Raw genomic sequence first — 21,586 nt, forward strand, 5'->3', positions numbered from 1 at the left:
TATGACCGACATCGTCATCACCGAATTCATGGACGAGGCCGCGGTGGAGGCGCTGAAGGCGCGCTATAAGGTCCATCACGATCCCGACCTCTTCGACAAGTCGGCCGAGCTGGCGAAGCTGGTCGCCGGCGTCCCAGCCCTGATCGTGCGCAACCAGACGCAGGTGCGCGGCGCGATGCTCGACTCGGCCAAGAAGCTGAAGGTCGTCGGCCGGCTCGGCGTCGGGCTCGACAATATCGACATGGCCGCTTGTGCCGCCCGCGAGATCAAGGTCTTCCCGGCGACTGGTGCCAACAGCCTCTCGGTGGTCGAATACGTCATCGGCACCGCCATGACGCTCCTGCGCGGCGCCTATTTCGCCAATGCGGCGATGCTGGCCGGCGAGTTTCCCAAGACCCAGTTGATCGGCCGCGAGATCGCCGGCAAGCGGCTCGGGCTCGTCGGCTTCGGCGCCATCGCCCGCGACACCGCGCAGCATGCAAGGCTGCTCGGCATGACCATCGCCGCCTATGATCCCTATGTCGCGGCCGATGATCCGGTCTGGCAGAATACCGAGCGGCTCGAGCTCGACGCGCTGCTGGCAACCTCCGACGTCATCAGCATCCACCTGCCGCTGACGCCCGAGACCAAGGGCCTGATCGGCAAGGACGCCTTCGCCCGCATGAAATCGGATGCCGTGCTGGTCAACGCCGCCCGTGGCGGCGTCATGGACGAGGTAGCGCTGGTCGCGGCGTTGAAGGGCGGCAAGCTTGGCGGCGCGGCGCTCGACGTCTTCGCCGAGGAGCCGCTGCGCGGCGGCGCCAAGCTCTTCGCCGGCACGCCGAACCTGATCCTGACCCCACATATCGCCGGCAACACCGTCGAATCGAATGGCCGCGTCTCCGGCCTCGTCGCCGAGCGCGTCATGGCGGCACTGGAGGGTCGGCTGTGAAGCTTTCGCTGGAACAGGCCGAGGCCAGGGTCGCCGAACTCTTCACGCAGGCCGGCGCCTCGCCGGCCAACGCCGCCTCCGTCGCTTGGGCGCTGGTCATGGCCGAGGCCGATGGCCTGAAGGGCCACGGCCTGTCGCGCGTGCCGACCTATCTCGCCATGCTGAAGGCCGGCAAGATCGATGGCCAGGCCGTGCCGATCGCGCGTCGGCCCAAGCCGGGCGTGTTGGCGATCGATGCCGCCCATGGCTTCGCCTACCCGGCGATCGACCTCGCCGTGAGCGAGCTTCCCGAACTCGCGCGCCAGCAGGGCATCGTCGCCGCGCCGATCCGCCGCTCCAGCCATTGCGGCGCTGCCGGCCTGCATGTCGAGCGCCTGGCGGAGCAGGGGCTGGTCGCGCTGCTCTTCGCCAATACGCCCGCTGCCATCGCGCCCTGGGGCGGCTCGAAGCCGGTCTTCGGCACCAATCCGATCGCCTTCGCCGCGCCGCTCGCCGGCCGCGAGCCGGTCGTGATCGACATGGCGCTGTCGAAGGTCGCGCGCGGCCCGATCGTCGCCGCTCGGCAGAAGGGCGAGAGCATCCCAGAGGGCTGGGCGCTCGACGTCGACGGCAAGCCGACCACCGATGCCGCCGCCGCGCTCGCCGGCACCATGGTCCCGCTCGGCGACGCCAAGGGCGCGACGCTGGCGATGATGGTCGAGATCCTCGCCGCCGCCCTGGTCGGCACCCATTTCGCCTTCCAGGCCTCCCCCTTCATCGACGACAAGGGTGGCCCGCCCGATACCGGCCAGCTCATCCTCGCGATCGACCCCGCGGGCATGGGCGGCAACTGGTTCGCCGAGCGCATGAAACTCCTGGCGCACGCAATCGAGGAGCAGGAAGGCACGCGCCTGCCGGGCGTCAGGCGCCTGAATCTGCGTGAGAAGGCCAAGGCACAAGGGATTGAGGTTGCGGAGGAAATCCTAATTTCTGCGTGAGTTAGCGACCATCGTTATCCAGCGCTTGGCCTAAATCTCTGCCGCCATAAAGCACGCGCAGGATGGTGACTCGGTTTCCGTCGATGCGGAACGCGACGGTCACGCGGCGGTCAAGGCCAAATACCCGCATGCCCGGAAGCAGGTCGTCCCTGCGCGTTCCACGTTTCGGAAAGTGGGCGAGGCCGGCCCATACGGTCTCTGTGCGCGTGACGAAGCGAAGTGCGGTCTCCTCGCTGCTGTGTTCTGCGACCCAGAGATAGGTTTCGCGGAGGTCCTGTCTGGCGCTTGGTGAGAAGTGGACCTCAAACCTTCTCACGTTTCGCCGCCACACGGCTCGCATGCAACGCGCGAAGCTCTGCGAAAACCTCCTCGGCAGGGATCGATGGCCGCGGATCGGCGAGAGCCTCCTCGACCTTGGCCTTCAGAATGGCGTCGAACTCGCGCTCTTCGCGTTCCAGCGCGCGCAGGCCGGCGCGAAGGACTTCGCTGGCCGATGCGTAATCGCCGGAAGCGACGCGGGCTTCGACCTTGGCCTGCATCTCGCCAAGCGTCACTGTCATGGGCCGGCTTGTTCGGGTCATGCTGTGCCTCCTACTTCCAGACAAAGTATGACAAAGTCATTCTGGCGGCAACCTGACCTCACACAAAATCGAATCGATCCACGTCCACCAGCCCCTTATCCGTGATCTTCAAATGCGGGATCACCGGCAGGGTCAGGAAGGCGACTTGCAGGAACGGCTCGGCCAGCACGACGCCAAGCGCCTTTGCGGCCGCTCGCAAGCCTTCCAAACCGTGGCGCACCGTCTCGAACGGCTGGTCGCTCATCAGCCCGGCCACCGGCAGCGCCAGCTCGGCCGTGACCTTGCCGCCATCGGCCACGGCGAAGCCGCCGCCGATTTCGATCAGCCGGTTCGCGGCCGCGGCCATCGAGGCCGCGTCGACGCCGACGATGCAGAGGTTGTGGCTGTCATGGCCGACCGAGGAGGCGATGGCGCCATGCTTCATGCCAAAGCCGTGGACGAAGCCCGTCGCGCTGCCGCCATTCCTGCCATGGCGCTCGATCACCGTGACCTTGACCGCGTCCTGCGCCAGATCGGGCAGGGCCTCGCCATCGCTCGAGGGCAGGGTCATGGCGAGGCGCTCGGTGATGATCCGGCCCGGCACGACGCCGATCACCGGCGTCTCGCCAGTGCGCGCCAAAGCCTTGAAATCGGCCTCCATCAGCGCCCGGCTCTTGACGCTGCCGAGACCGACGGCTGAGACCGGCTTGCGGTCGGCGAAGAGCGCGTCCTCGACCAGCCTGCCGCCGGCAAAGACTTGGCTCACCCGGCAGGCGGCGAGATCCTCGACCAGCACGATATCGGCGCGCTTGCCCGGCCCGATGAAGCCGCGGTCGAACAGGCCGAAATTCCGCGCGGCCGAGAGCGTCGCGATGCGATAGGTCGCGAGAATGTCCGCTCCTTCAGCGATCGCCGTGCGGATCATGTAGTCGAGATGGCCTTCCTCGGCGATGTCGAGCGGGTTGCGATCATCGGTGCAGAAGGCCAGGAGGGGCGAGGCGTCGCGGCTGATCAGGGGGATCAGCGCATGCAGGTCCTTCGAGACGGAGCCTTCGCGGATCAGGATCGCCATGCCCTTGGCGAGCTTTTCGCGGGCTTCGTCGGCAGTCGTGGTCTCATGGTCGGTGCGGATGCCGGCTGAGAGGTAGCCGTTCAGGTCCATGCCGCGCACCAGCGGCGCGTGGCCGTCGATATGGCGATGCGAGAAGGCCTCCAGCTTGGCGAGGCAGCCGGGATCGCGATGCAGCACGCCGGGGAAGTTCATGAACTCGGCGAGGCCGATGACCTTGGGGTGGTTCATCAGCTTGACGAGGTCGGCCGCGGTCAGCTCGGCGCCGGCCGTCTCCAGATGCGTCGCCGGCACGCAGCTCGAGAGCTGCACGCGCAAATCCATCCGCATCGCCTCGGCGCAGCGCAGGAAGTACTCGATGCCCTCGCTGCCGAGCACGTTGGCGATCTCGTGCGGGTCGCAGATCGCGGTGGTGACGCCATGCGGCAACACGCAGCGCTCGAATTCGAGCGGCGTCACCAGCGAGGATTCGACGTGCAGATGCGTGTCGATGAAGCCTGGCACGGCGATGAGGCCAGTCGCATCGAAGCTTTCGCGGCCCTCGTAGCGTCCATAGGTGCCGACGATGGTGTCGCCGCAAAGCGCGATATCGCTTTCGACCAGCGCCCCGGTGACGAGGTCGAGCAGCTTCGCGCCGCGAATGACGAGGTCGGCCGGCTCGTCGCCGCGGCCCTGGGCGATGCGGCGGGACAGCGTTGCAGCGTCGGTCATGGCGTCACCCCGGCGTGGAATCGTGAGGGCGAGCCTGCACGCGCCCGCCGGCAAAGTCGACTTGGTGTCGCGCTCGAACGGGCCTAGATAAGCCGCTATTCTCGTGCCGCTGGAGACCCTGAGATGAAACTGACCTGGTACGGCCAATCAGCCTTTCGCGTCGATCTTGCCGGCGCCTCGCTGCTGATCGATCCGTTCTTCACCGGCAACCCCGCCTTCGAGGGCAATGTCGCCGAGATCTCGCAGGGCATCAGCCACATCGTCGTCACCCACGGCCATGGCGACCATATCGGCGACACGCTCTCGATCGCCGAAGCCACCGGAGCGACGGTCGTCAGCAATTTCGACCTGTGCATGTACCTGGCTTCGAAGGGCCTGAAGGCGTTCGAGCCGATGAACACCGGCGGCACCATCGATCTCGGCGCTTTCTCCGTGACGCTGGTCCGGGCCGATCATTCGGCCGGGCTGGTCGAGGCCGGCGTCGGCTTCCCGCTCGGCTCAGCCAATGGCGCGATCATCAAGGCCCAGGGCGAGAAGACGCTCTGGCACATGGGCGACACCGACATCTTCAGCGACATGGCGCTGCTGAGCGAGATCCACGGCGTCGAGATCTGCATCTGCCCGATCGGCGACCGCTTCACCATGGGCGGCAAGGTCGCCGCGCTGGCGATGACCCGCTTCGTCAAGCCGAAGGTCGCGATCCCCTGCCATTACGGCTCCTTCCCGATCATCGACCAGAATGCCGATGCCTTCGTCGCGGCGCTGAAGGACAGCAATGTCCAGGCCGTGGTGCCGAAGAAGGGCGAGGCGGTTACGCTCTGATGTAACCGGACAAGGCGCGGGCAGCCTCCACCGTCATTGCTTCGCTACGCTCGCAATGACGGGGGGCAGGCGCAGCTCAAGAGAGGGCTCCCGCGTTTCCTCGTTTAACGACGCAGCATTGTTGCGGGCAAACAGCCGCCGCCTTATAGCGCTGGTGAGTTTCAGCGCCTTTGGCGCCAAAGTTTCCAGGAGCCTGCCATGTCGGTCGATCTCGCCACCGTCAAGCGCGTCGCGCATCTCGCGCGCATCGCCGTGCCGGAGTCCGAGCTGCCCAAGCTGCAAGGCGAGCTCAACGCCATCCTCGGCTTCGTCGAGCAGCTGGACGAGGTCGATGTCACCGGTATCGAGCCGATGACCTCGGTCACGCCGATGGCGATGGCGCAGCGCGCGGACGTCGTGAACGACGGCGAGATCGCCGATCGCATCGTCGCCAACGCGCCCGTCTCCGAAGACGATTATTTCATGGTGCCGAAGGTGGTCGAATGAGCGCTTGAAGCGCTCATTCGACCACCCCGGACGCGCGAAGCACGACCGGGGTCGCTTCCCATTCAGCCGACCGGATATTCAAACGTGACCGATCTCACCCGCCTGACGCTGACCGAGGCCCGCGACGGCCTCAAGGCCAAGACCTTCTCCGCCACCGAGCTGACCCAGGCCCATATCGCCTCGGTCGAGAAGGCGCGCGCGCTCAACGCCTATGTGCTGGAGACGCCGGAGCATGCGCTGAAGCAGGCCGCGGCCTCGGACGCCAAGCTCGCCAAGGGCGAGGCCGGCCCGCTCGAAGGCCTGCCGCTCGGCATCAAGGACCTCTTCGCCACCGAGGGCGTGCGCACCACCGCCTGCTCGAAGATCCTCGGCAATTTCGTGCCGGCCTATGAATCGACGGTGTCGGGCCAGCTCTGGCGCGATGGCGCCGTGATGCTCGGCAAGCTCAACAACGACGAGTTCGCCATGGGCTCGTCGAACGAGACCAGCGCCTTCGGCAACGTCGTCAACCCCTGGCGCCGTAGCGGCTCGAATGTCGGGGCAGGGGCTGCCGGCTCGATCGAGGGCAGCTATCTCGTGCCGGGCGGCTCTTCGGGCGGCTCGGCCTCGGCCGTCGCCGCCGATCTCTGCCTCGCCGCGACCGCGACCGATACCGGCGGCTCGATCCGCCAGCCGGCCGCCTTCACCGGCACGGTCGGCATCAAGCCGACCTATGGCCGCTGCTCGCGCTGGGGCATCGTCGCCTTCGCCTCCTCGCTCGACCAGGCCGGGCCGATCGGCAAGACGGTGCGCGACTGCGCCGTGATGCTGCGCTCCATGGCCGGCCACGATCCCAAGGACACGACCTCGGTCGATATGCCCGTGCCGGATTACGAGAAGGCCGTCGGCCGCTCGGTCAAGGGCATGAAGATCGGCATCCCGAAGGAATATCGTCTCGACGGCATGTCGCCCGAGATCGAGGCGCTCTGGCAGCAGGGCATCGCCTGGCTCAAGGCGGCTGGTGCCGAGATCGTCGACATCTCGCTGCCGCACACGAAATACGCCCTGCCGGCCTATTACATCGTCGCCCCGGCCGAGGCCTCGTCCAACCTCGCTCGCTATGACGGCGTCCGCTACGGTCTGCGCGTGCCGGGCAAGGACATCGTCGAGATGTACGAGAAGACCCGCGCCGAGGGTTTTGGCGCCGAGGTCAAGCGCCGCATCATGATCGGCACCTACGTGCTCTCCGCCGGCTATTACGACGCCTACTACCTCAAGGCGCAGAAGGTCCGCACCTTGATCAAGCGCGACTTTGAGGATGTCTACTCGGCCGGTATCGACGCCGTGCTGACGCCGGCGACGCCGTCAGCCGCCTTCGGCATCGGCGAGAAGGGCTCGGCCGATCCGGTCGAGATGTACCTGAACGACATCTTCACGGTGACGGTGAACATGGCCGGCCTGCCGGGCCTCGCCGTGCCCGCCGGGCGCGACTCGCAGGGGCTGCCGCTCGGCCTGCAGCTCATCGGCCGGCCCTTCGACGAGGAGACGCTGTTCTCGATCGGCCAGGTCATCGAGGAGGCCGCCGGCCGCTTCACCGTGCCGGAGCGCTGGTGGGCCTAACCTTTCTCCCTCGGGGGAGAAAGTGGGCTGGCGAAGCCGGGTCGGATGAGGGAAGGGCGCGTCAGCGGCCCTTTTCTCTTGTTTGAGATTGGAGGGAGACTTCCCTTACACGCCGACGCAGCGCCTCTTCCCTTCTCCCTCTTGCGGGAGAAGGTGCCCCGGCAGGGGCGGATGAGGGGTCGCGCTGTCCTATCCAGTAACCGAGGATGTCATGCACCGACGCTGCTGTCGTCGCGCGACCCCTCATCCGTCTCGGCTTCGCCGAGCCACCTTCTCCCGCAAGAGGGAGAAGGGAAGGCAGCTCAATCGCCGCCACCGCCTCCGCAGCCGCCGCCATCACCCCCGCCGCTGTCTCCCCCGCCATCCCCGCCGCCATCGCTACTGCTGCTGCTCCCGCCATCGCCGAAGCCATCAGTGCCGCCATCGATCGAGCTGTCCGAGAAATCGCCGCCGCATTGCGAGCCGGATTTGCCGTTGCGGCGCAGCTGCTCGCAATCGGGGTGGTAGAGATAGCCGTTCGGAATCTTGAGCTTGGTGTCGAGCGCGAAGAGCAGCGGTAGCCGCGTCGGATTGCGCGGGTCGATGTTCTCCTCCTTGCAGCACTGCCACCAGACCCGCCTCAGGCCGGAATTGTCGCGCGTGCGGCCGGGCGCGAGCGCGACGGCCGGCGTGTGGTGCAGGAAGGCGCCGAAGGCCTTGCCGCAGAACTCCTGATAGGCGCGGGTGTAGAGGATGAATTCGTGCCAGAGCTCGTCGGCGACCTGCGACGGCATCGCGACGTAGCGCTCGCCGGAGTTGAGATAGGCCAGGAAGAACTGCCGCAGCCCGTTCGCGACCAGTGCGGTCTCCTTGCGGGAGAAGCCTGGATAATGCGCCTGCAGCTTGTCGAGCAGGCCGGGCGGCCAAGCGTAGCCGCGAATGAACTCGGCCCGCTTCAGGCGCTGATGCGCCGGCCAGACCACCTTCGCGACGAAGGCCGCGCCGCCCAACGCGAGCGCGAACATCACCCAGCCCAGCATCGCCGCCCCTCAAATACGCCCCGCGCCGACCGGCGTGGGGCGTATTTGATCATGCATGCGGCGCGTGCGCATCCCCATGAAGTTCGGTTGCCGCGGGCTTCTTCTTCTCGAAGAGCCCGGCGAGCCAGCGCACCATCACGTAGAACACCGGCGTGAACAGCAGGCCGAAGGCGGTGACGCCGATCATGCCCGAGAACACCGCGACGCCGAGCACCTGACGCATTTCCGCACCCGCGCCGATCGAGATCGTCAAGGGCAGCACGCCGAGGATGAAGGCGAGCGAGGTCATCAGGATCGGCCGCAACCGGGTCTTGGCTGCCGCGATCGCGGCTTCGCGCCGGCTCATGCCCTCGTCCTCGGCCTGCTTGGCGAATTCGACGATCAGGATCGCGTTCTTCGCCGCGAGGCCGACGAGCACGACGAGGCCGATATCGACCAGCACGTTGCGGTCGAAGCCCTTGTAGCCGACGCCGATCATGGCCGCGAGAATGCACATCGGCACGATCAGGATGACGGCGAGCGGCAGGGTCCAGCTCTCGTACAGAGCAGCCAGCAGCAGGAAGACGAAGACGACGGCGAGGCCGAAGGCGATGATGGCCGTGTTGCCGGCGAGCTTCTCCTGCAGCGCGATCTCGGTCCATTCGAAGCCGAAACCGGCCGGCAGCACCTGCTCCGCGATCTTTTCGACTGCGGCGATGCCCTGGCCGGTCGAGAAGCCGCGCGCCATCGAAAGCTGCACCTCGGCGGCCGGGTAGAGATTGTAGCGCGGCACGCGATAGGCGCCGGTCGTGTCGGAGAAGGTCGCGACCGAGCCGATCGGCACCATCTCGCCATCGGCGTTGCGCGTCTTCAACGCGGCGACGTCGCGGATGTCGAGCCGGTAGGGATTGTCGGCCTGCGCCGTCACCCGGAAGGTACGGCCGAGGATGTTGAAATCGTTGACATAGGCCGAGCCCATATAGACCGAGAGCGTCTCGAACACGCGGGTCACGGGCACGCCGAGCATCTCGGCCTTGGTCCGGTCGATATCGGCGTAGATCTGCGGCGTCTTGGTCGAGAACAGGGTGAAAGGCTGCTGGATGCCTGGATTCTGGCCGGCCGTGCCGGCCACGGCCCAGGTTGCGCCCTCGAGCGCCGCCAGGCCGCGCCCGCTGCGATCCTGGACATAGCCCTTGAGGCCGCCGCCATTGCCGATGCCGGGAACGGCCGGAGGTTCGATCACCAGGGCAAAGGCCTCGCCGATCTGCCCCAACTGGCCGCGCAGGTCGTTGATGATGCCCTGGGTGGTGAGGCCGGCCTTGGCCCGCTCCTTGAAGTCGGTGAGCGTGACGAAGGCGACGCCGGCATTGGGCGCCAGCGTGAAGGTCGCGCCATCGAGACCGGCGAAGGCGACGGCATGGGCCACGCCGGGCCGCGCCAGCATCAGATCGGTCGCCTTGCGGATGACCGCATCGGTGCGCGGCAAAGACGAGCCCGCCGGCAGCTGGAAGACGGCGATGAAGTAGCCGCGGTCGAGCTGCGGCACCAGGCCCGTCGGAATCGACACGAGGCGCTGGCCGGCGACCGCGATCAGGGCTGCGTAGATCAGCAGCATGACGACGCCGAAACGGATCAGGCGCGAGGTCACCGCGCCATAGCTGCGCGAGAGCCAGTCGAAGGCCTTGTTGAAATACTTGAAGAACCAGCGCAGCGGCGCAGTGAGCGCCGCGAAGAAGCCCTTCGGCTCCTCGTGGCTGTGCGGCTTCAGCAGGAGCGCCGACAGCGCCGGCGACAAGGTCAGCGAGACGAAGCACGAGATCGCCGTCGAAGCTGCGATCGTCACGGCGAACTGCTGGTAGAACGTGCCTTGCAGGCCGGTGATGAAGGCGGTCGGGATGAACACGGCGCAGAGCACGAGCGCGATCGCGAGCAGGGCGCCGCCGACCTCGTCCATCGTCTTGTGCGCCGCGTCCTTGGCGCTCATGCCTTTCGCCAGATAGCGCTCGACATTCTCGACCACGACGATCGCGTCGTCGACGACGATGCCGATCGCCAGCACGAGCGCCAGGAGCGAGATCGAGTTGAAGGAGATTCCGACCGCGCTCATGACCAGGAAGGTGCCGACGAGCGAAACCGGGATCGCGATGATCGGGATGATCGCGGCGCGCCAGGTCTGCAGGAACAGGATCACCACGATGACGACGAGCGCGATCGCCTCGAGCAGCGTCTGCACCACGGCCGAGACCGATTCCGCGATGAACTCGGTCGGGTTGTAGACGATCCTGTACTCGACCCCGGACGGGAAGTTCTTCGACAGCTCCTGCATCGTCTTGATCAGCGATTCGGATGCCGCCAGCGCATTCGAGCCCGGACGCTGGAAGACGCCGATCGCGACGGCTTCCTTGTTGTCGAGATAGGAGTTGGACAGGTAGTCCTGCGCGCCGAGCTCGACGCGGGCGACGTCGCGGAGGCGGATCGTGCCGCCATCGGCATCCGAGCGCACGACGATGTTGTAGAACTCGTCGATGCTGGTGAGGCGCCCGAGCGTGTTGACCGAAAGCTGGAAGGCGCGGTCCGACGTTGCCGGCGGCTGGTTGATCGCGCCCGCCGCGACCTGGACGTTGGCAGCGCGGATCGCGGCGACGACATCGCCCGCCGTCAGGTTGCGCGACGCGACCTTGGCCGGATCGAGCCAGACCCGCATCGAGAAGTCGCGCGCGCCGAAGACCTGGACGTCGCCGACGCCGTCGACGCGCGTCAGCACGTCCTTCACGTTGAGCGTCGTGTAATTGGAGACGTATTGCTGGTCGCGCGAGCCGTCCGGCGACAGCAGGTGGATGACCATCAGGAAGTCGGGCGAGGCCTTGCGGACCTGGAGGCCGAGCGTGCGCACGTCCTGCGGCAGGCGCGGCTCGGCCGCCGAGACGCGGTTCTGCACCAGCACCTGGGCCTGGTCGACATTGGTGCCCGCCTTGAAGACGACGCTGATCGTGAGGTGTCCGTCGCCGGTCGACTGCGACGAGATGTAGAGCATGTCGTCGACGCCGTTGACCTCCTGCTCGATCGGCGCCGCGACGGTCGCGGCGACGACTTCGGCCGAGGCGCCCGGATAGGTCGCGGTGATCGTGACCGTCGGCGGCGCGATCTCGGGATATTCGGCGATCGGCAGGTTACGCTGCGCGATGGCGCCGGCGATGGTCAGCAGGATCGAGAGAACGGTCGCGAAGATCGGGCGATCGATGAAGAAATGCGCGAAGCGAAACATGGTTTGGTCCTGGCCTAGAGCCGGATGATTTCAGGTCGGTTCGACCTAAAATCTGAATCCGTCTCTACAACAAAGAGTGAGAGCATGATGTCGTCCGAAAACCGGTTCCCACTTTTCGGCATCATGCTCTGGAGCAATTCCAGGGAAAGTGGAGACCGGTTTCCCGTCCGGGATTGCGCTAAAGAGACTTGGGCAGGGCGAACGGACAAGACCGTCCGCAGCCGTTGTTGAAGGCGCGGGCCGTCAGGCCGTCAATTGGTCGCGGCGACCTTGATCTCGGTCGGCTGCGGCGCGACCGTCGCGCCGGGCCGCACCATCGGGCTGGCTAAGCCGTTGACGATGACCTTGTCGTCCTTGGTCAGCCCCTGGGTGATGACGCGAAGGCCATCGCTGATCTGACCGAGCGTGACCGGCTTCGGCACGACCTTGTTGTCGGCTCCGACCGTCAGCACGATCTTGCTGGCCTGGTCGGAGACGATGACCGCGTCCGGAACCAGGAGCGCGTCGGTCTCGCCGGCGAAGAGCCGCAGGCGGCCGAAGGTGCCGGGCGTCAGGAACTGGTCCTTGTTCTCGAACACGGCGCGGCCGCGGATCGTGCCGGAGCGGGCGTTGAGCGCGTTGTCGACGAAGTCGATATTGCCGCTGCGCTTCCACTCCTTCTCATCCGACAGCCGGACCTGGGCCGGGCTGCCCTGCTCGCGGTTGGCGTTTTGCCGCAAGGCGCTCGCGAGGCGCGAATAGCGCAGGTAGTCGGCCTCGGACGCGTCGAAGGTGAAGTTGATCGGATCGACCGAGACGATCGTCGTCAGCAGCGTCGCGCCCGATTGGCCGCCGGCGATCAGGTTGCCCGCATCGACGCGCTTGTTCGAGATGCGACCGGCGAGCGGCGCGCGCACCTGCGTCCATTCGAGGTTGAGCTCGGCCGTTTTCAGATTGGCCTCGGCCGCTTGCTGCTGGGCGAGGGCGCCGTTGAGATTGGCGCGGCGCTGGTCGATGTCGCGGGCGGTGATCGTACGGTTCTGCGTCAGGCCCTCGGCACGCTCGACCTCGTTCTTGGCCAGATCGACCTGCGCCGCGGTGCGGGCGACCTCGGCGCGTGCCGCGTCGACCGCGAGCTGGTAGGGCCGCTGGTCGATGGTGAAGAGCAGGTCGCCCTTCTTGACCAGTTCGCCATCCTTGAAATGGATGCTGTCGAGGAAGCCGGAGACGCGCGCCCGGATCTCGACCTGGTCGCGCGCCTCGAAGCGGCCGGTGAACTCGTCCCAGTTGGTCACGCGCTTGGCCAGCGGCGTCGCAATCTGGACCGTGGGAGCCGGCGGCGCGCCCTGGGCCCAGGAAACGCCTACGGACGCAGCGCCGACCGACATGGCGGCCGCGGCCGCGATGGTGGCGAGTGCAAGGCTCCGTGCAAGGCGAACAGACATGGAAAAACTCCGGATAGCGGGATCGGCACAACCGAGACAGGTTTCCAATCGTGCGCTGCACCAAATGGGCGGCGCTGACGATTGTCAAGTTCCGTCACTCGACACGGGCGCCGAATGACGACAGATAAGCAACATTCCCGCCACGGGGTGACAGGATGGCAACAGCACCCGCACGATAACTGAGGCTTGCCGCCCGCCTCCCGAGGTCTTAACCGATACGCGACACATTTCGAGCCGGAAGACCGCAATGAACGCGCATGCCCGCCCCGCCGACCCCAAGAAGCTGATCAAGGGCGCCACCGGCGATTGGGAGATCGTCATCGGCATGGAGATCCATGCCCAGGTGACGTCCAATGCCAAGCTCTTCTCCGGCGCCTCCACCGCCTTTGGAGCAGAGCCGAACGCTCATGTCAGCCTTGTCGACGCCGCGATGCCCGGCATGCTGCCGGTGATCAACGCCGAATGCATCCGCCAGGCGGTCCGCACCGGCCTTGGCCTCAACGCGCGCATCAACAACCGCTCGGTCTTCGACCGCAAGAACTATTTTTACCCCGACTTGCCGCAGGGCTACCAGATCAGCCAGTACAAGAGCCCGATCGTGGGCGAGGGCGAGATCGTCGTCGATCTGTCGCCGACCGAGCAGATCACGGTCGGAATCGAGCGCCTGCACCTCGAGCAGGATGCCGGCAAGTCGATCCACGACCAGCATCCGACGATGAGCTTCGTCGACCTCAACCGCTCCGGCGTCGCCCTGATGGAGATCGTCTCGCGGCCCGACCTGCGCTCGGCCGACGAGGCGCGCGCCTTTGTCACCAAGCTGCGCACCATCCTGCGCTATCTCGGCACCTGCGACGGCGACATGGAGAAGGGCAACCTGCGCGCCGACGTCAACGTCTCAGTGCGCCGCCCGGGCGAGCCGCTCGGCACGCGCTGCGAGATCAAGAACGTCAACTCGATCCGCTTCATCGGCCAGGCGGTCGAGGTCGAGGCGCGCCGTCAGGTCGGCATCATCGAGGATGGCGGCAAGATCGACCAGGAGACCCGCCTCTACGATCCCGGCAAGGGCGAGACCCGCTCGATGCGCTCCAAGGAAGAGGCGCATGACTACCGCTACTTCCCCGATCCCGACCTGCTGCCGCTCGAATTCGACGACGCCTTCGTCGCCGAGCTGAAGGTCCATCTGCCGGAGCTGCCCGACGCCAAGAAGGCGCGCTTCATCGCCGAATACGGTCTCTCGCCCTATGATTCCTCGGTGCTGGTGGCCGAGCGCGAGCAGGCCGATTATTTCGAGGCGGTCGCCAAGGGGCGCGACGGCAAGGCTGCCGCCAACTGGGTCATCAACGAGCTCTTCGGCCGCCTGAACAAGGAAGGCCAGGACGTGACATCGTCGCCAGTCTCGGCCGCGCAGCTCGGCGGGCTCGTCGACCTGATCGGCGAGGGCGTCATCTCCGGCAAGATCGCCAAGGACCTGTTCGAGATCCTCTGGTCCGAGGGCGGCGACCCGCGCCAGATCGTCGAGGCCCGCGGCATGAAGCAGGTCACCGACACCGGCGCGATCGAGAAGGCGGTGGACGAGATCATCGCGGCCAACCCGGACAAGGTCGAGCAGGTCAAGCTGAAGCCGACCATGCTCGGCTGGTTCGTCGGCCAGGCGATGAAGGCCTCGGGCGGCAAGGCCAATCCGCAGGCGCTGAACGACATCCTGAAGAAGAAGCTGGGCATCGAGTAAACGCGTGACGCCAGACGGGCTCATCATCCGCGATGCGGTCGCGGCCGATCTTCCGGCCGTTCGCGCGCTATTGGTCGAGACCTGGCACGATACCTATGATGGCATCTATGGCTGGCAGCGCGTCGCCGAGATCACCAATGCCTGGCATTCGCTGGAGAACCTGAGCGCGCAGCTCGACCGCGAGGACGAGGCCTTTCTCGTCGCGCAGGTCGGCGAGGAGATCATCGCGACCTCCTCGGCGCGGCGCGAGCGCGACCGGGCGGCGCTGCTGACAAGGCTCTACGTCCTGCCGATCTATCAGGGCGTCGGCATCGGCCGCACCCTGCTGCAGGTCACGTTGGCGCATTTCCCGCAGGCGCCGGTGGCGCGGCTGGAGGTCGAGCTGCAGAACGAGCCCGCCATCGCCTTCTACGAGCGCATGGGCTTCTTCCTGCAGCGCTCGGCCCGGTTCGACGGGCGCGAGGACACGCCCAATACCCTGATGATGGCCAAGCGGTTGTTCGCCGATTGAGGCGGACGGTTCCGCCGGCGCAGATCATGCTCTAAAGCCGGCGCGATGCTGCCTGAAGGAGCCTGCGCCATGAGCGGAACCAAGACCGACCCGTCCGAGATCACCATCCGCCCTGCCAGGCGCGAGGATATCAGGCGGGTGGCGTCTCTGATCATGCTCGGCGCCGCCACCCAGACGCTGACGCCGGCCGAGATCGAGGCCGAGGCGGCCCATCCGTCCTACGAGCACGCCTTCGACGAGATCGCCGCCAGCCCCGACAACACGCTCTTCGTCGCCGAGCGCGAGGGCGAGGTGATCGGCACCTTCCAGGTCACGCTCATCCCCGGCATCGTCTCGCGTGGCCGCAAGCGCGCCAAGTTCGAGAGCGTCCACGTCGCGCCGGAATGCCGCGGCATGGGCATCGGCGCGGTGATGATCGCGTTTGCCATCGACTTCGCCAAGGGCAGGGGCGCCGAGGTGGCCGAGCTGACCTCGAACAAGTCGCGCCTCGACGCGCACCGCTTCTACCGCAACCTCGGCTTCGACCAGAGTCACGAGGGCTTCAAGATCGTGGTGTGATGGCGCACGCCTTCACGACATGGCGAGCCCGCGGCCTGAGCGGGCTGCGCGGCTTCCAGCATCATCGGAAGCAGCCTAAACCTGTCGCCGAGCAACCGCGACAGGAAGAGCCTCATGTCCGCCAGCCAGACCCAGCCGATCGAACTCTACTATTGGCCGACGCCGAACGGCTTCAAGATCACGATCATGCTGGAGGAATGCGGGCTGCCCTACACGATCGTGCCGGTGAACATCGGCAAGGGCGACCAGTTCAAGCCGGAATTCCTGGCCTTCTCGCCGAATAACCGCATGCCGGCGATCATCGATCCCGAGGGGCCGGACGGCAAGCCGATCACGGTCTTCGAATCCGGCGCGATCCTGCAGTACCTCGGCCGCAAGACCGGACAATTCTATCCGGCCGACGAGCGCGGCCGCGTCGCCGTCGAGGAATGGCTGTTCTGGCAGATGGGCGGCTTCGGTCCGATGCTCGGCCAGACCCACCATTTCCGCCTCTATGCGCCCGAGCAGATCCCCTACGCCGTCGAGCGCTACACCAACGAGGCGAACCGGCTCTACGGCGTGCTCAACCGCCGGCTCGAAGGTCGCGACTACATTTGCGGTGCGTATTCGATCGCCGACATGGCCTGCATCGGCTGGGCCCGCGGCTGGGAGCGCCAGGGCCAGGACATCAAGCAGTTCCCGAACGTCGCGCGCTGGCTCGAGACCATGCAGGCGCGCCCGGCCGTCCAGCGCGGCATCGCAGTCGGCGCCGAGCTGCGCAACCCGGCCGGCATCAGCACGCCCGAGGAAAAGGCGGTCCTGTTCGGCCAGAAGGCGCGTTGAGGTAAGCCCGCTTCGCGGAACAACACCCTCTGCCGTCATGCTCGGCCTTGTGCCGGGCACCCATGTCTTGAACGTTTATGGCAAGCAAAGACGTGGATGGTCGCCATAAAGGCGGCCATGACGGGGAGGTTGGTCAGTTGGAGGGTGCTACGCCGCGCCTCAATTCGACCGCGACCACTTCACCGAGCGGCAGATCAGCCCGCCGAGCACGCAGCCCGAGGTTGTCAGCGCGTCGCCCGCGAGCGTCATCGTGCCGGAATAGGTCTTGCCGTCCTCGGGGTTGAAGGCGCTGCCGCTCCATTTGCCCGTGCCGTCGGGCTTCATGTCGTAGAAGATGCGCTGGCCGAGCTTGGCCGGGCCGGTCGGGTCCTTCAGCCAGGCGATGGTGCCGCACATCGCCTCGCCGCACTTCTGGAAGCGTACGCGCGAGGCGCCGCTGTCGCGCAGCCAGGTGCCGGTGACGTCCTGCGCCAGCGTCGGGCCGCTGAAACCGAGCATGAGGGCCGCGAAGCCGAGAAGCCGCGCCCCGCCGGCGCGCGAAATGGTAGCCATGCCTTCCTCCCTTGTTATGACCAGCTGTGACCGCATGGTTCAGATATGAACTATATCCGAACGCGATGTGGCTTCAAGCTGCCGATAGGGGACGGGGATGTTTGCGGGAGCCGGCTCAGCTTCGCTTTCAAGCGTTTCAGGCCGTCGCCGCGCCTTGTGGCCCGGTAGCGCCGCAGTTATAAGCGCGCCACTTTTCCCTGCTTGTTCCCAAGGATTCAACGATGGCTGTCCAGCGTACCTTCTCCATTCTCAAGCCCGACGCGACGCGGCGCAATCTCACCGGCGCGGTCAACGCGGTCATCGAGAAGGCCGGCCTGCGCATCGTCGCGCAGAAGCGCATCCAGATGACCAAGGCCCAGGCCGAGACCTTCTACGCCGTCCACGCCGCGCGCCCGTTCTTCGGCGAGCTGGTCGAGTTCATGACCTCCGGCCCGGTCGTCGTGCAGGTCCTGGAAGGCGAGAGCGCCATCTCGGCCTATCGCGACGTGATGGGCGCCACCAACCCGGCCAACGCCGCCGAGGGCACCATCCGCAAGCTCTTCGCCGAGTCGGTCGGCGAGAACACCGTCCATGGTTCCGATGCCCCGGAGACCGCCGCGCTCGAGATCGCGCAGTTCTTTGCCGGCAATGAGATCGTCGGCTGAGCTGAGAAGCCGCCGGGCGCAGGCGCCCGGCGGCACTTCAGAGTTTGAATTAGGCGCGAAGCCAGTCGCGCACGCTTCGAGCCCGGGGCGCGACATGCGCCCGCTCCGCCAGCAGCCGCAACGGAGCGCCGCTTCGCGTCACAGGCTGCGCCCGGGTGACGCCCTTGAAGGTCGCCAGCGTGTCACTATAAGTCGTGATCTTGAGATCGATGATCGTGCCGCTGACACAGATCAGCGCAATTGCGTCGAAGAAGACGCCGCGTTCCAGCAGTCTCATATCGCCGGTTAACGTACCTTCCCAGACGCCGGACTTCTTTGATCTGTCGTATTGGTAACCGACAGTCACGGTCCTGCTATCACGAAGGACTATATGACCTTTGCCGCGGTACATAGTGCCCCCTACGACGTCACGGTGCACGATCTTTAGCCAAACTAGATCGCGATTGCCTGCGTTCTGATCTTCGAACGCCAAAACTTTGTGCGCGGCGGTAATACTTTGTCAATATGTCGGCACGGTGTCAGCGCCGCACCGTCTGGCTCTTAAGGTCTACGCCCGAAGCAAAGTCTGTGACCTATTGCACATTCGCGAGCCTGAACTAGCCGCGCGAATTCATCCAATACGTCAGGAAACCTAGGCTATCTTCAGTCTGGGCAACATGATCCCGGGTGGCCATTGCCGGGTCGCAGGAACGGGGACGACTTGTCGTCCCCGTTGCCATAATAGCCGCCGAGAGCTTGGCCGCCTTACCGGAAGCCGGTGTCGAAGGCGTAGCTCGCCGAGACGCCGAAGGTGAAGGAGTTGCGCGAGCCCCAGGTCTTGACGATCGGGGCCTGGGCCGCGTCGCCGACGAGGTACTTGTACTCGACATAGGCCGTCGTCGAGATCTGGTCGGTCCAGTTATAGGTCGCCTGGGCGATGGCGCCCACCGTGTGCACGCCGGCGTTGAAGCGCTTGAGCAGGCCGCCGCCGCCGGCGGTGTAGGAGCCGTAATAGGTGCGCAGGTAGTCGGCCCCGACGACGCTCATGCGCGGGCCGGCGCCGATCGTCCAGGCGCCGATGCGCTGGAAGGCGTCGAGCTTGAAGTCGGCGACGAGCGCGTCATGCGCGACGATGCCGCGGCGCAGGTCGGCGCGGGCGCGCAGCCAGGAGGTCGGGTAGAACTCGACGAAACCGCCGGCCTCGGCGCCGAACTTGGTCTCGGGCACAGCGACCAGGGCCGGGTTGACGTCGGCCTTGCGCTTCCACAGCAGCTCGCCGGAGAAGCCGACGCGCCAGCCCTGGCCAGAGAAGAAGCCGATGGTGAGCGTCGGATCGTCCTCGGCCGACCACCAGGTGCTCTTCAGGCCGCGGCCGAGCGAGATGATCGGCCGGGCGCGGAAGACGTAATCGTCCGAGCCGGTATAATCGGGCTGGTAGCGCAGCCCGGCGCCGACCGTCAGGTACCAGTTCTGGGCCGATTGCGGCGAGGTGAGGGTGGTATAGTCGCTCGACTGCGCCTGGGCGCGGTCAGGAGACGACAGGGCGAGACAGGCCGCAAGGCCCGCCAGGTACGCAACGCAACGCATTAGTCGGACTCCAGCGCCGAGGCGCCTTTGGCGAACAGGATGCCGACAATCTGAATCATTGACCTTAACCAGCGGTTGATGGGACGGCGATCGAACGCAGATAAACCGAAATAATGCCAGCCGGATTTCGATATTTTTCCAGAGGTTTGGACGCGAATGCCATGCCCTTGCGGCAGCTTGGCCCTGCGCCGGAGCAAAGCCGCCTTCCGCTTTCCCTGTTCCTGTTCTAGGAAACTTGGATGACGGAACTGCCACGCATCGCGCATTTGCCCTCGGTCTGCCCGCATGATTGTCCCTCGGCCTGCTCGCTCGAGGTCGAGGTCATCGACGGGCGCAGCATTGGCCGCATCCGCGGCAGCAAGCGCCAGAGCTACACCGACGGGGTGATCTGCGCCAAGGTCGCGCGCTACTCCGAGCGCATCCACCATCCCGACCGGCTGCTCCACCCGCTGCGCCGCACCGGGCCGAAGGGCTCGGGCGCCTTCGAGCGCATCTCCTGGGACGAGGCGCTCGACGAGATCGCCCGGCGCTTCCTAGCCATCGAGGCCGAGCGCGGCTCGGAGGCGATCTGGCCGTATTACTATGCCGGCACGATGGGTCTGGTGATGCGCGACGGCATCAACCGGCTGCGGAACGTCAAGCGCTACTCGGGCCAGTATTCGACGATTTGCACCACCATGGCCTGGACCGGCTTCATCGCCGGCACCGGGCGCCTCGCCGGGCCCGATCCGCGCGAGATGGCCAAGTCCGATTGCGTGGTGATCTGGGGCACGAATGCCGTGCACACCCAGGTCAACGTCATGCACCACGCCATCAAGGCGCGGAAGGAGCGCGGCGCCAAGATCGTCGCGATCGACATCTACCACAACCCGACCCTGGCCCAGGCCGATCTGGCGCTGGTGCTGCGGCCCGGCACCGATGGCGCGCTTGCCTGCGCCGTGATGCACGCGCTGTTCCGCGACGGCCATGCCGACCGCGACTATCTCGCCCGCCATACTGACGCGCCGGACGAGCTGGAGGCGCATCTCGCCAGCCGCACGCCGGAATGGGCGGCGGCGATCACCGGCCTTAGCGTCGCGCAGATCGAGGAATTCGCGGCACTCGTCGGCACCCGCAAGAAGAGCTTCTTCCGGCTCGGCTATGGCTTCGCCCGGCAGCGCAACGGCGCGGTCAACATGCATGCCGCGCTCTGCGTGCCGACCGTGACCGGCGCCTGGCAATACGAAGGCGGCGGCGCCTTCCACAGCAACAGCGGCATCTACAAATGGCGCAAGGGCCTGATTGAGGGGCTGGACAAGCTCGATCCGACGATCCGCCAGCTCGACCAGTCGCAGATCGGCCGCGTGCTCACCGGCGATGCCGAGGCCTTGCGGCAGGGCGGCCCGGTCAAGGCATTGCTGATCCAGAACACCAACCCGGTCTCGGTCGCGCCCGAGCAGGAGCTGGTCAAGCAGGGCTTCGCCCGCGACGACCTCTTCACCGTCGTGCACGAGCAGTTCATGACCGAGACCGCCACCATGGCCGATATCGTGCTGCCGGCGACGCAGTTCATGGAGCATGACGACATCTACCAGGGCGGTGGCCACCAGCACATCATGTGGGGCGGCAAGCTGGTCGATGCGCCCGGCGAGTGCCGCTCGAACCATGAGGTGATCTCTGGCCTCGCAGCGCGTCTGGGCGCCGAGCATCGCGGCTTTGCGATGAGCCCGCGCGAACTCGCCGACTGGACGTTGCAGGAGAGCGGTCGCGGCACGCTGGCTGAGCTGATCACCAACGACTTCAAAGACATCCAGCCTGATTTCGCCACGGCGCATTACATCGACGGCTTCGGCTACCGCGACCGCAAGTTCCGCTTCAAGCCGGACTGGCCGAAGGTGCCGAACAGCAATGACGGGCCGGTCGGGCCATATCAGCAGATGCCGGTCCTGCCCGACCATTGGAACGTGCTGGAAGGCGCCGACGAGGCCCATCCGTTCCGGCTCGCCACCAGTCCGGCCCGCAGCTTCCTGAACTCGACCTTCACCGAGACGCCGAGTTCCAGGAAGAAGGAGGGCGCCCCGACCCTGATGCTGCATCCCGACGACGCCGCGCCTCTCGGCGTCGCCGCCGGCGACGAGGTGATCGTCGGCAACCGCCGCGGCAGCGTCCACCTCAAGGCGGTGCTGTTCGAGGGCATGGTCCGCGGCGTCGTCATCGCCGAATCGATCTGGCCCAATGCCGCCCACAGGCATGGCCGCGGCATCAACACGATCACCGGCGCCGATGCCGTCGCCCCCTTCGGCGGCGCGGCCTTCCACGACAACAAGGTCTGGATCAAGCGAGCGTGACGCCAAGTGCTCTTGACGTTTATGGAGCGCTGTGG

General features: G+C 66.3%; 21 protein-coding genes. 11 read left to right on the forward strand and 10 right to left on the reverse strand.

What is annotated here, in order from left to right; translation table 11 throughout:
• The first annotated feature begins 1 nt into the window (after nt 1).
• Nucleotides 2–931, forward strand: a complete 930-nt coding sequence (locus tag DWF00_RS22795; protein WP_114831233.1) for a hydroxyacid dehydrogenase — start codon at nt 2–4, stop codon at nt 929–931.
• Nucleotides 928–1,908, forward strand: coding sequence for an Ldh family oxidoreductase (locus DWF00_RS22800; RefSeq protein WP_114831234.1), 981 nt, complete (start codon nt 928–930; stop codon nt 1,906–1,908). Before DWF00_RS22795 ends, DWF00_RS22800 begins: the two co-directional genes overlap by 4 nt.
• A gap of 1 nt (nt 1,909) precedes the next feature.
• Here the strand turns inward: DWF00_RS22800 and DWF00_RS22805 are convergent, their stop codons facing one another.
• The 3 genes from DWF00_RS22805 to ade are packed head-to-tail and all read right to left on the reverse strand — an operon-like array spanning nt 1,910 to nt 4,248.
• Nucleotides 1,910–2,248, reverse strand: coding sequence for a type II toxin-antitoxin system RelE/ParE family toxin (locus DWF00_RS22805; RefSeq protein ID WP_114831235.1), 339 nt, complete (start codon nt 2,246–2,248; stop codon nt 1,910–1,912).
• Entirely contained in the window at nt 2,211–2,489 is a 279-nt protein-coding gene (locus tag DWF00_RS22810; protein ID WP_114831236.1) for a type II toxin-antitoxin system ParD family antitoxin, read from the reverse strand. The genes DWF00_RS22805 and DWF00_RS22810 overlap by 38 nt, the downstream gene beginning before the upstream one ends.
• Nucleotides 2,490–2,547: 58 nt before the next feature.
• Nucleotides 2,548–4,248 (reverse strand): adenine deaminase, encoded by a 1,701-nt coding sequence (gene ade, locus DWF00_RS22815; RefSeq protein ID WP_114831237.1) that lies wholly within the window; start codon nt 4,246–4,248, stop codon nt 2,548–2,550.
• 123 nt (nt 4,249–4,371) lie between these two features.
• Between ade and DWF00_RS22820 the strand changes: the two genes are divergently transcribed.
• From DWF00_RS22820 to gatA, 3 genes are all read left to right on the forward strand, one after another.
• Nucleotides 4,372–5,070: a metal-dependent hydrolase gene (locus tag DWF00_RS22820; RefSeq protein WP_114831238.1), complete on the forward strand. Its 699-nt coding sequence runs from the start codon at nt 4,372–4,374 to the stop codon at nt 5,068–5,070.
• 198 nt (nt 5,071–5,268) lie between these two features.
• Complete coding sequence (gene gatC, locus DWF00_RS22825; protein ID WP_114831239.1) at nt 5,269–5,556, forward strand: Asp-tRNA(Asn)/Glu-tRNA(Gln) amidotransferase subunit GatC; 288 nt, start codon at nt 5,269–5,271, stop codon at nt 5,554–5,556.
• Between the two features lie 84 nt (nt 5,557–5,640).
• Complete coding sequence (gatA, locus tag DWF00_RS22830; RefSeq protein WP_114831240.1) at nt 5,641–7,155, forward strand: Asp-tRNA(Asn)/Glu-tRNA(Gln) amidotransferase subunit GatA; 1,515 nt, start codon at nt 5,641–5,643, stop codon at nt 7,153–7,155.
• A 302-nt stretch (nt 7,156–7,457) separates the two neighbouring features.
• On the opposite strand, the gene DWF00_RS22835 is transcribed toward gatA, so the two are convergent.
• The 3 genes from DWF00_RS22835 to DWF00_RS22845 form a co-directional block, all read right to left on the reverse strand.
• Complete coding sequence (locus DWF00_RS22835) at nt 7,458–8,174, reverse strand: glycine-rich domain-containing protein (RefSeq protein WP_181832800.1); 717 nt, start codon at nt 8,172–8,174, stop codon at nt 7,458–7,460.
• A gap of 49 nt (nt 8,175–8,223) precedes the next feature.
• On the reverse strand, nt 8,224–11,418 hold the full coding sequence (locus DWF00_RS22840; RefSeq protein ID WP_114831241.1) for an efflux RND transporter permease subunit: 3,195 nt from the start codon (nt 11,416–11,418) through the stop codon (nt 8,224–8,226).
• 251 nt (nt 11,419–11,669) lie between these two features.
• Nucleotides 11,670–12,842 carry an efflux RND transporter periplasmic adaptor subunit gene (locus tag DWF00_RS22845; protein ID WP_114831242.1) on the reverse strand — a complete coding sequence of 391 codons (1,173 nt, stop codon included), beginning with the start codon at nt 12,840–12,842 and terminating at the stop codon, nt 11,670–11,672.
• Between the two features lie 247 nt (nt 12,843–13,089).
• Here DWF00_RS22845 and gatB point away from each other — a divergent pair, with 247 nt between their 5' ends.
• From gatB to DWF00_RS22865, 4 genes are all read left to right on the forward strand, one after another.
• Entirely contained in the window at nt 13,090–14,571 is a 1,482-nt protein-coding gene (gene gatB / locus DWF00_RS22850) for an Asp-tRNA(Asn)/Glu-tRNA(Gln) amidotransferase subunit GatB (RefSeq protein WP_114831243.1), read from the forward strand.
• 4 nt (nt 14,572–14,575) lie between these two features.
• Nucleotides 14,576–15,082, forward strand: coding sequence for a GNAT family N-acetyltransferase (locus DWF00_RS22855; RefSeq protein ID WP_114831244.1), 507 nt, complete (start codon nt 14,576–14,578; stop codon nt 15,080–15,082).
• A gap of 69 nt (nt 15,083–15,151) precedes the next feature.
• Complete coding sequence (locus tag DWF00_RS22860) at nt 15,152–15,640, forward strand: GNAT family N-acetyltransferase (RefSeq protein WP_114831245.1); 489 nt, start codon at nt 15,152–15,154, stop codon at nt 15,638–15,640.
• A gap of 114 nt (nt 15,641–15,754) precedes the next feature.
• On the forward strand, nt 15,755–16,462 hold the full coding sequence (locus tag DWF00_RS22865) for a glutathione S-transferase N-terminal domain-containing protein (RefSeq protein ID WP_114831246.1): 708 nt from the start codon (nt 15,755–15,757) through the stop codon (nt 16,460–16,462).
• 159 nt (nt 16,463–16,621) lie between these two features.
• Here DWF00_RS22865 and DWF00_RS22870 read toward each other — a convergent pair whose 3' ends face one another.
• Nucleotides 16,622–17,014: a DUF2147 domain-containing protein gene (locus DWF00_RS22870; RefSeq protein WP_181832801.1), complete on the reverse strand. Its 393-nt coding sequence runs from the start codon at nt 17,012–17,014 to the stop codon at nt 16,622–16,624.
• Between the two features lie 221 nt (nt 17,015–17,235).
• Between DWF00_RS22870 and ndk the strand changes: the two genes are divergently transcribed.
• Nucleotides 17,236–17,658, forward strand: coding sequence for a nucleoside-diphosphate kinase (gene ndk, locus DWF00_RS22875; RefSeq protein WP_114831247.1), 423 nt, complete (start codon nt 17,236–17,238; stop codon nt 17,656–17,658).
• Nucleotides 17,659–17,707: 49 nt separating this feature from the next.
• On the opposite strand, the gene DWF00_RS22880 is transcribed toward ndk, so the two are convergent.
• From DWF00_RS22880 to DWF00_RS29170, 3 genes are all read right to left on the reverse strand, one after another.
• A complete protein-coding gene (locus DWF00_RS22880) occupies nt 17,708–18,004 on the reverse strand; it encodes a hypothetical protein (protein ID WP_147283764.1) in 297 nt (98 codons plus the stop codon).
• A 398-nt stretch (nt 18,005–18,402) separates the two neighbouring features.
• Nucleotides 18,403–19,224 carry a MipA/OmpV family protein gene (locus tag DWF00_RS22885; protein WP_114831249.1) on the reverse strand — a complete coding sequence of 274 codons (822 nt, stop codon included), beginning with the start codon at nt 19,222–19,224 and terminating at the stop codon, nt 18,403–18,405.
• Nucleotides 19,224–19,490 (reverse strand): hypothetical protein, encoded by a 267-nt coding sequence (locus DWF00_RS29170; RefSeq protein WP_147283765.1) that lies wholly within the window; start codon nt 19,488–19,490, stop codon nt 19,224–19,226. The genes DWF00_RS22885 and DWF00_RS29170 overlap by 1 nt, the downstream gene beginning before the upstream one ends.
• Here DWF00_RS29170 and DWF00_RS22890 point away from each other — a divergent pair.
• Nucleotides 19,464–21,551: a molybdopterin-containing oxidoreductase family protein gene (locus DWF00_RS22890; RefSeq protein WP_114831250.1), complete on the forward strand. Its 2,088-nt coding sequence runs from the start codon at nt 19,464–19,466 to the stop codon at nt 21,549–21,551. The two genes, DWF00_RS29170 and DWF00_RS22890, sit on opposite strands and share 27 nt — an antisense overlap.
• Nucleotides 21,552–21,586: the final 35 nt, after the last annotated feature.

Source organism: Allobosea caraganae (assembly GCF_003351345.1).
Lineage (GTDB): Bacteria > Pseudomonadota > Alphaproteobacteria > Rhizobiales > Beijerinckiaceae > Allobosea > Allobosea caraganae.

Bases quoted from the DNA above. Each gene is read 5' to 3' on its own strand.
- DWF00_RS22795 (WP_114831233.1), top strand. From the start codon at position 2: ATGACCGACATCGTCATCACCGAATTCATGGACGAGGCCGCGGTGGAG.
- DWF00_RS22805 (WP_114831235.1), bottom strand. From the start codon at position 2,248: ATGCGAGCCGTGTGGCGGCGAAACGTGAGAAGGTTTGAGGTCCACTTC.
- DWF00_RS22810 (WP_114831236.1), bottom strand. From the start codon at position 2,489: ATGACCCGAACAAGCCGGCCCATGACAGTGACGCTTGGCGAGATGCAG.
- ade (WP_114831237.1), bottom strand. From the start codon at position 4,248: ATGACCGACGCTGCAACGCTGTCCCGCCGCATCGCCCAGGGCCGCGGC.
- DWF00_RS22820 (WP_114831238.1), top strand. From the start codon at position 4,372: ATGAAACTGACCTGGTACGGCCAATCAGCCTTTCGCGTCGATCTTGCC.
- gatC (WP_114831239.1), top strand. From the start codon at position 5,269: ATGTCGGTCGATCTCGCCACCGTCAAGCGCGTCGCGCATCTCGCGCGC.
- DWF00_RS22835 (WP_181832800.1), bottom strand. From the start codon at position 8,174: ATGCTGGGCTGGGTGATGTTCGCGCTCGCGTTGGGCGGCGCGGCCTTC.
- DWF00_RS22840 (WP_114831241.1), bottom strand. From the start codon at position 11,418: ATGTTTCGCTTCGCGCATTTCTTCATCGATCGCCCGATCTTCGCGACC.
- DWF00_RS22845 (WP_114831242.1), bottom strand. From the start codon at position 12,842: ATGTCTGTTCGCCTTGCACGGAGCCTTGCACTCGCCACCATCGCGGCC.
- gatB (WP_114831243.1), top strand. From the start codon at position 13,090: ATGAACGCGCATGCCCGCCCCGCCGACCCCAAGAAGCTGATCAAGGGC.
- DWF00_RS22860 (WP_114831245.1), top strand. From the start codon at position 15,152: ATGAGCGGAACCAAGACCGACCCGTCCGAGATCACCATCCGCCCTGCC.
- DWF00_RS22865 (WP_114831246.1), top strand. From the start codon at position 15,755: ATGTCCGCCAGCCAGACCCAGCCGATCGAACTCTACTATTGGCCGACG.
- DWF00_RS22870 (WP_181832801.1), bottom strand. From the start codon at position 17,014: ATGGCTACCATTTCGCGCGCCGGCGGGGCGCGGCTTCTCGGCTTCGCG.
- ndk (WP_114831247.1), top strand. From the start codon at position 17,236: ATGGCTGTCCAGCGTACCTTCTCCATTCTCAAGCCCGACGCGACGCGG.
- DWF00_RS22885 (WP_114831249.1), bottom strand. From the start codon at position 19,224: ATGCGTTGCGTTGCGTACCTGGCGGGCCTTGCGGCCTGTCTCGCCCTG.
- DWF00_RS22890 (WP_114831250.1), top strand. From the start codon at position 19,464: ATGACGGAACTGCCACGCATCGCGCATTTGCCCTCGGTCTGCCCGCAT.
- DWF00_RS29170 (WP_147283765.1), bottom strand. From the start codon at position 19,490: ATGCGCGATGCGTGGCAGTTCCGTCATCCAAGTTTCCTAGAACAGGAA.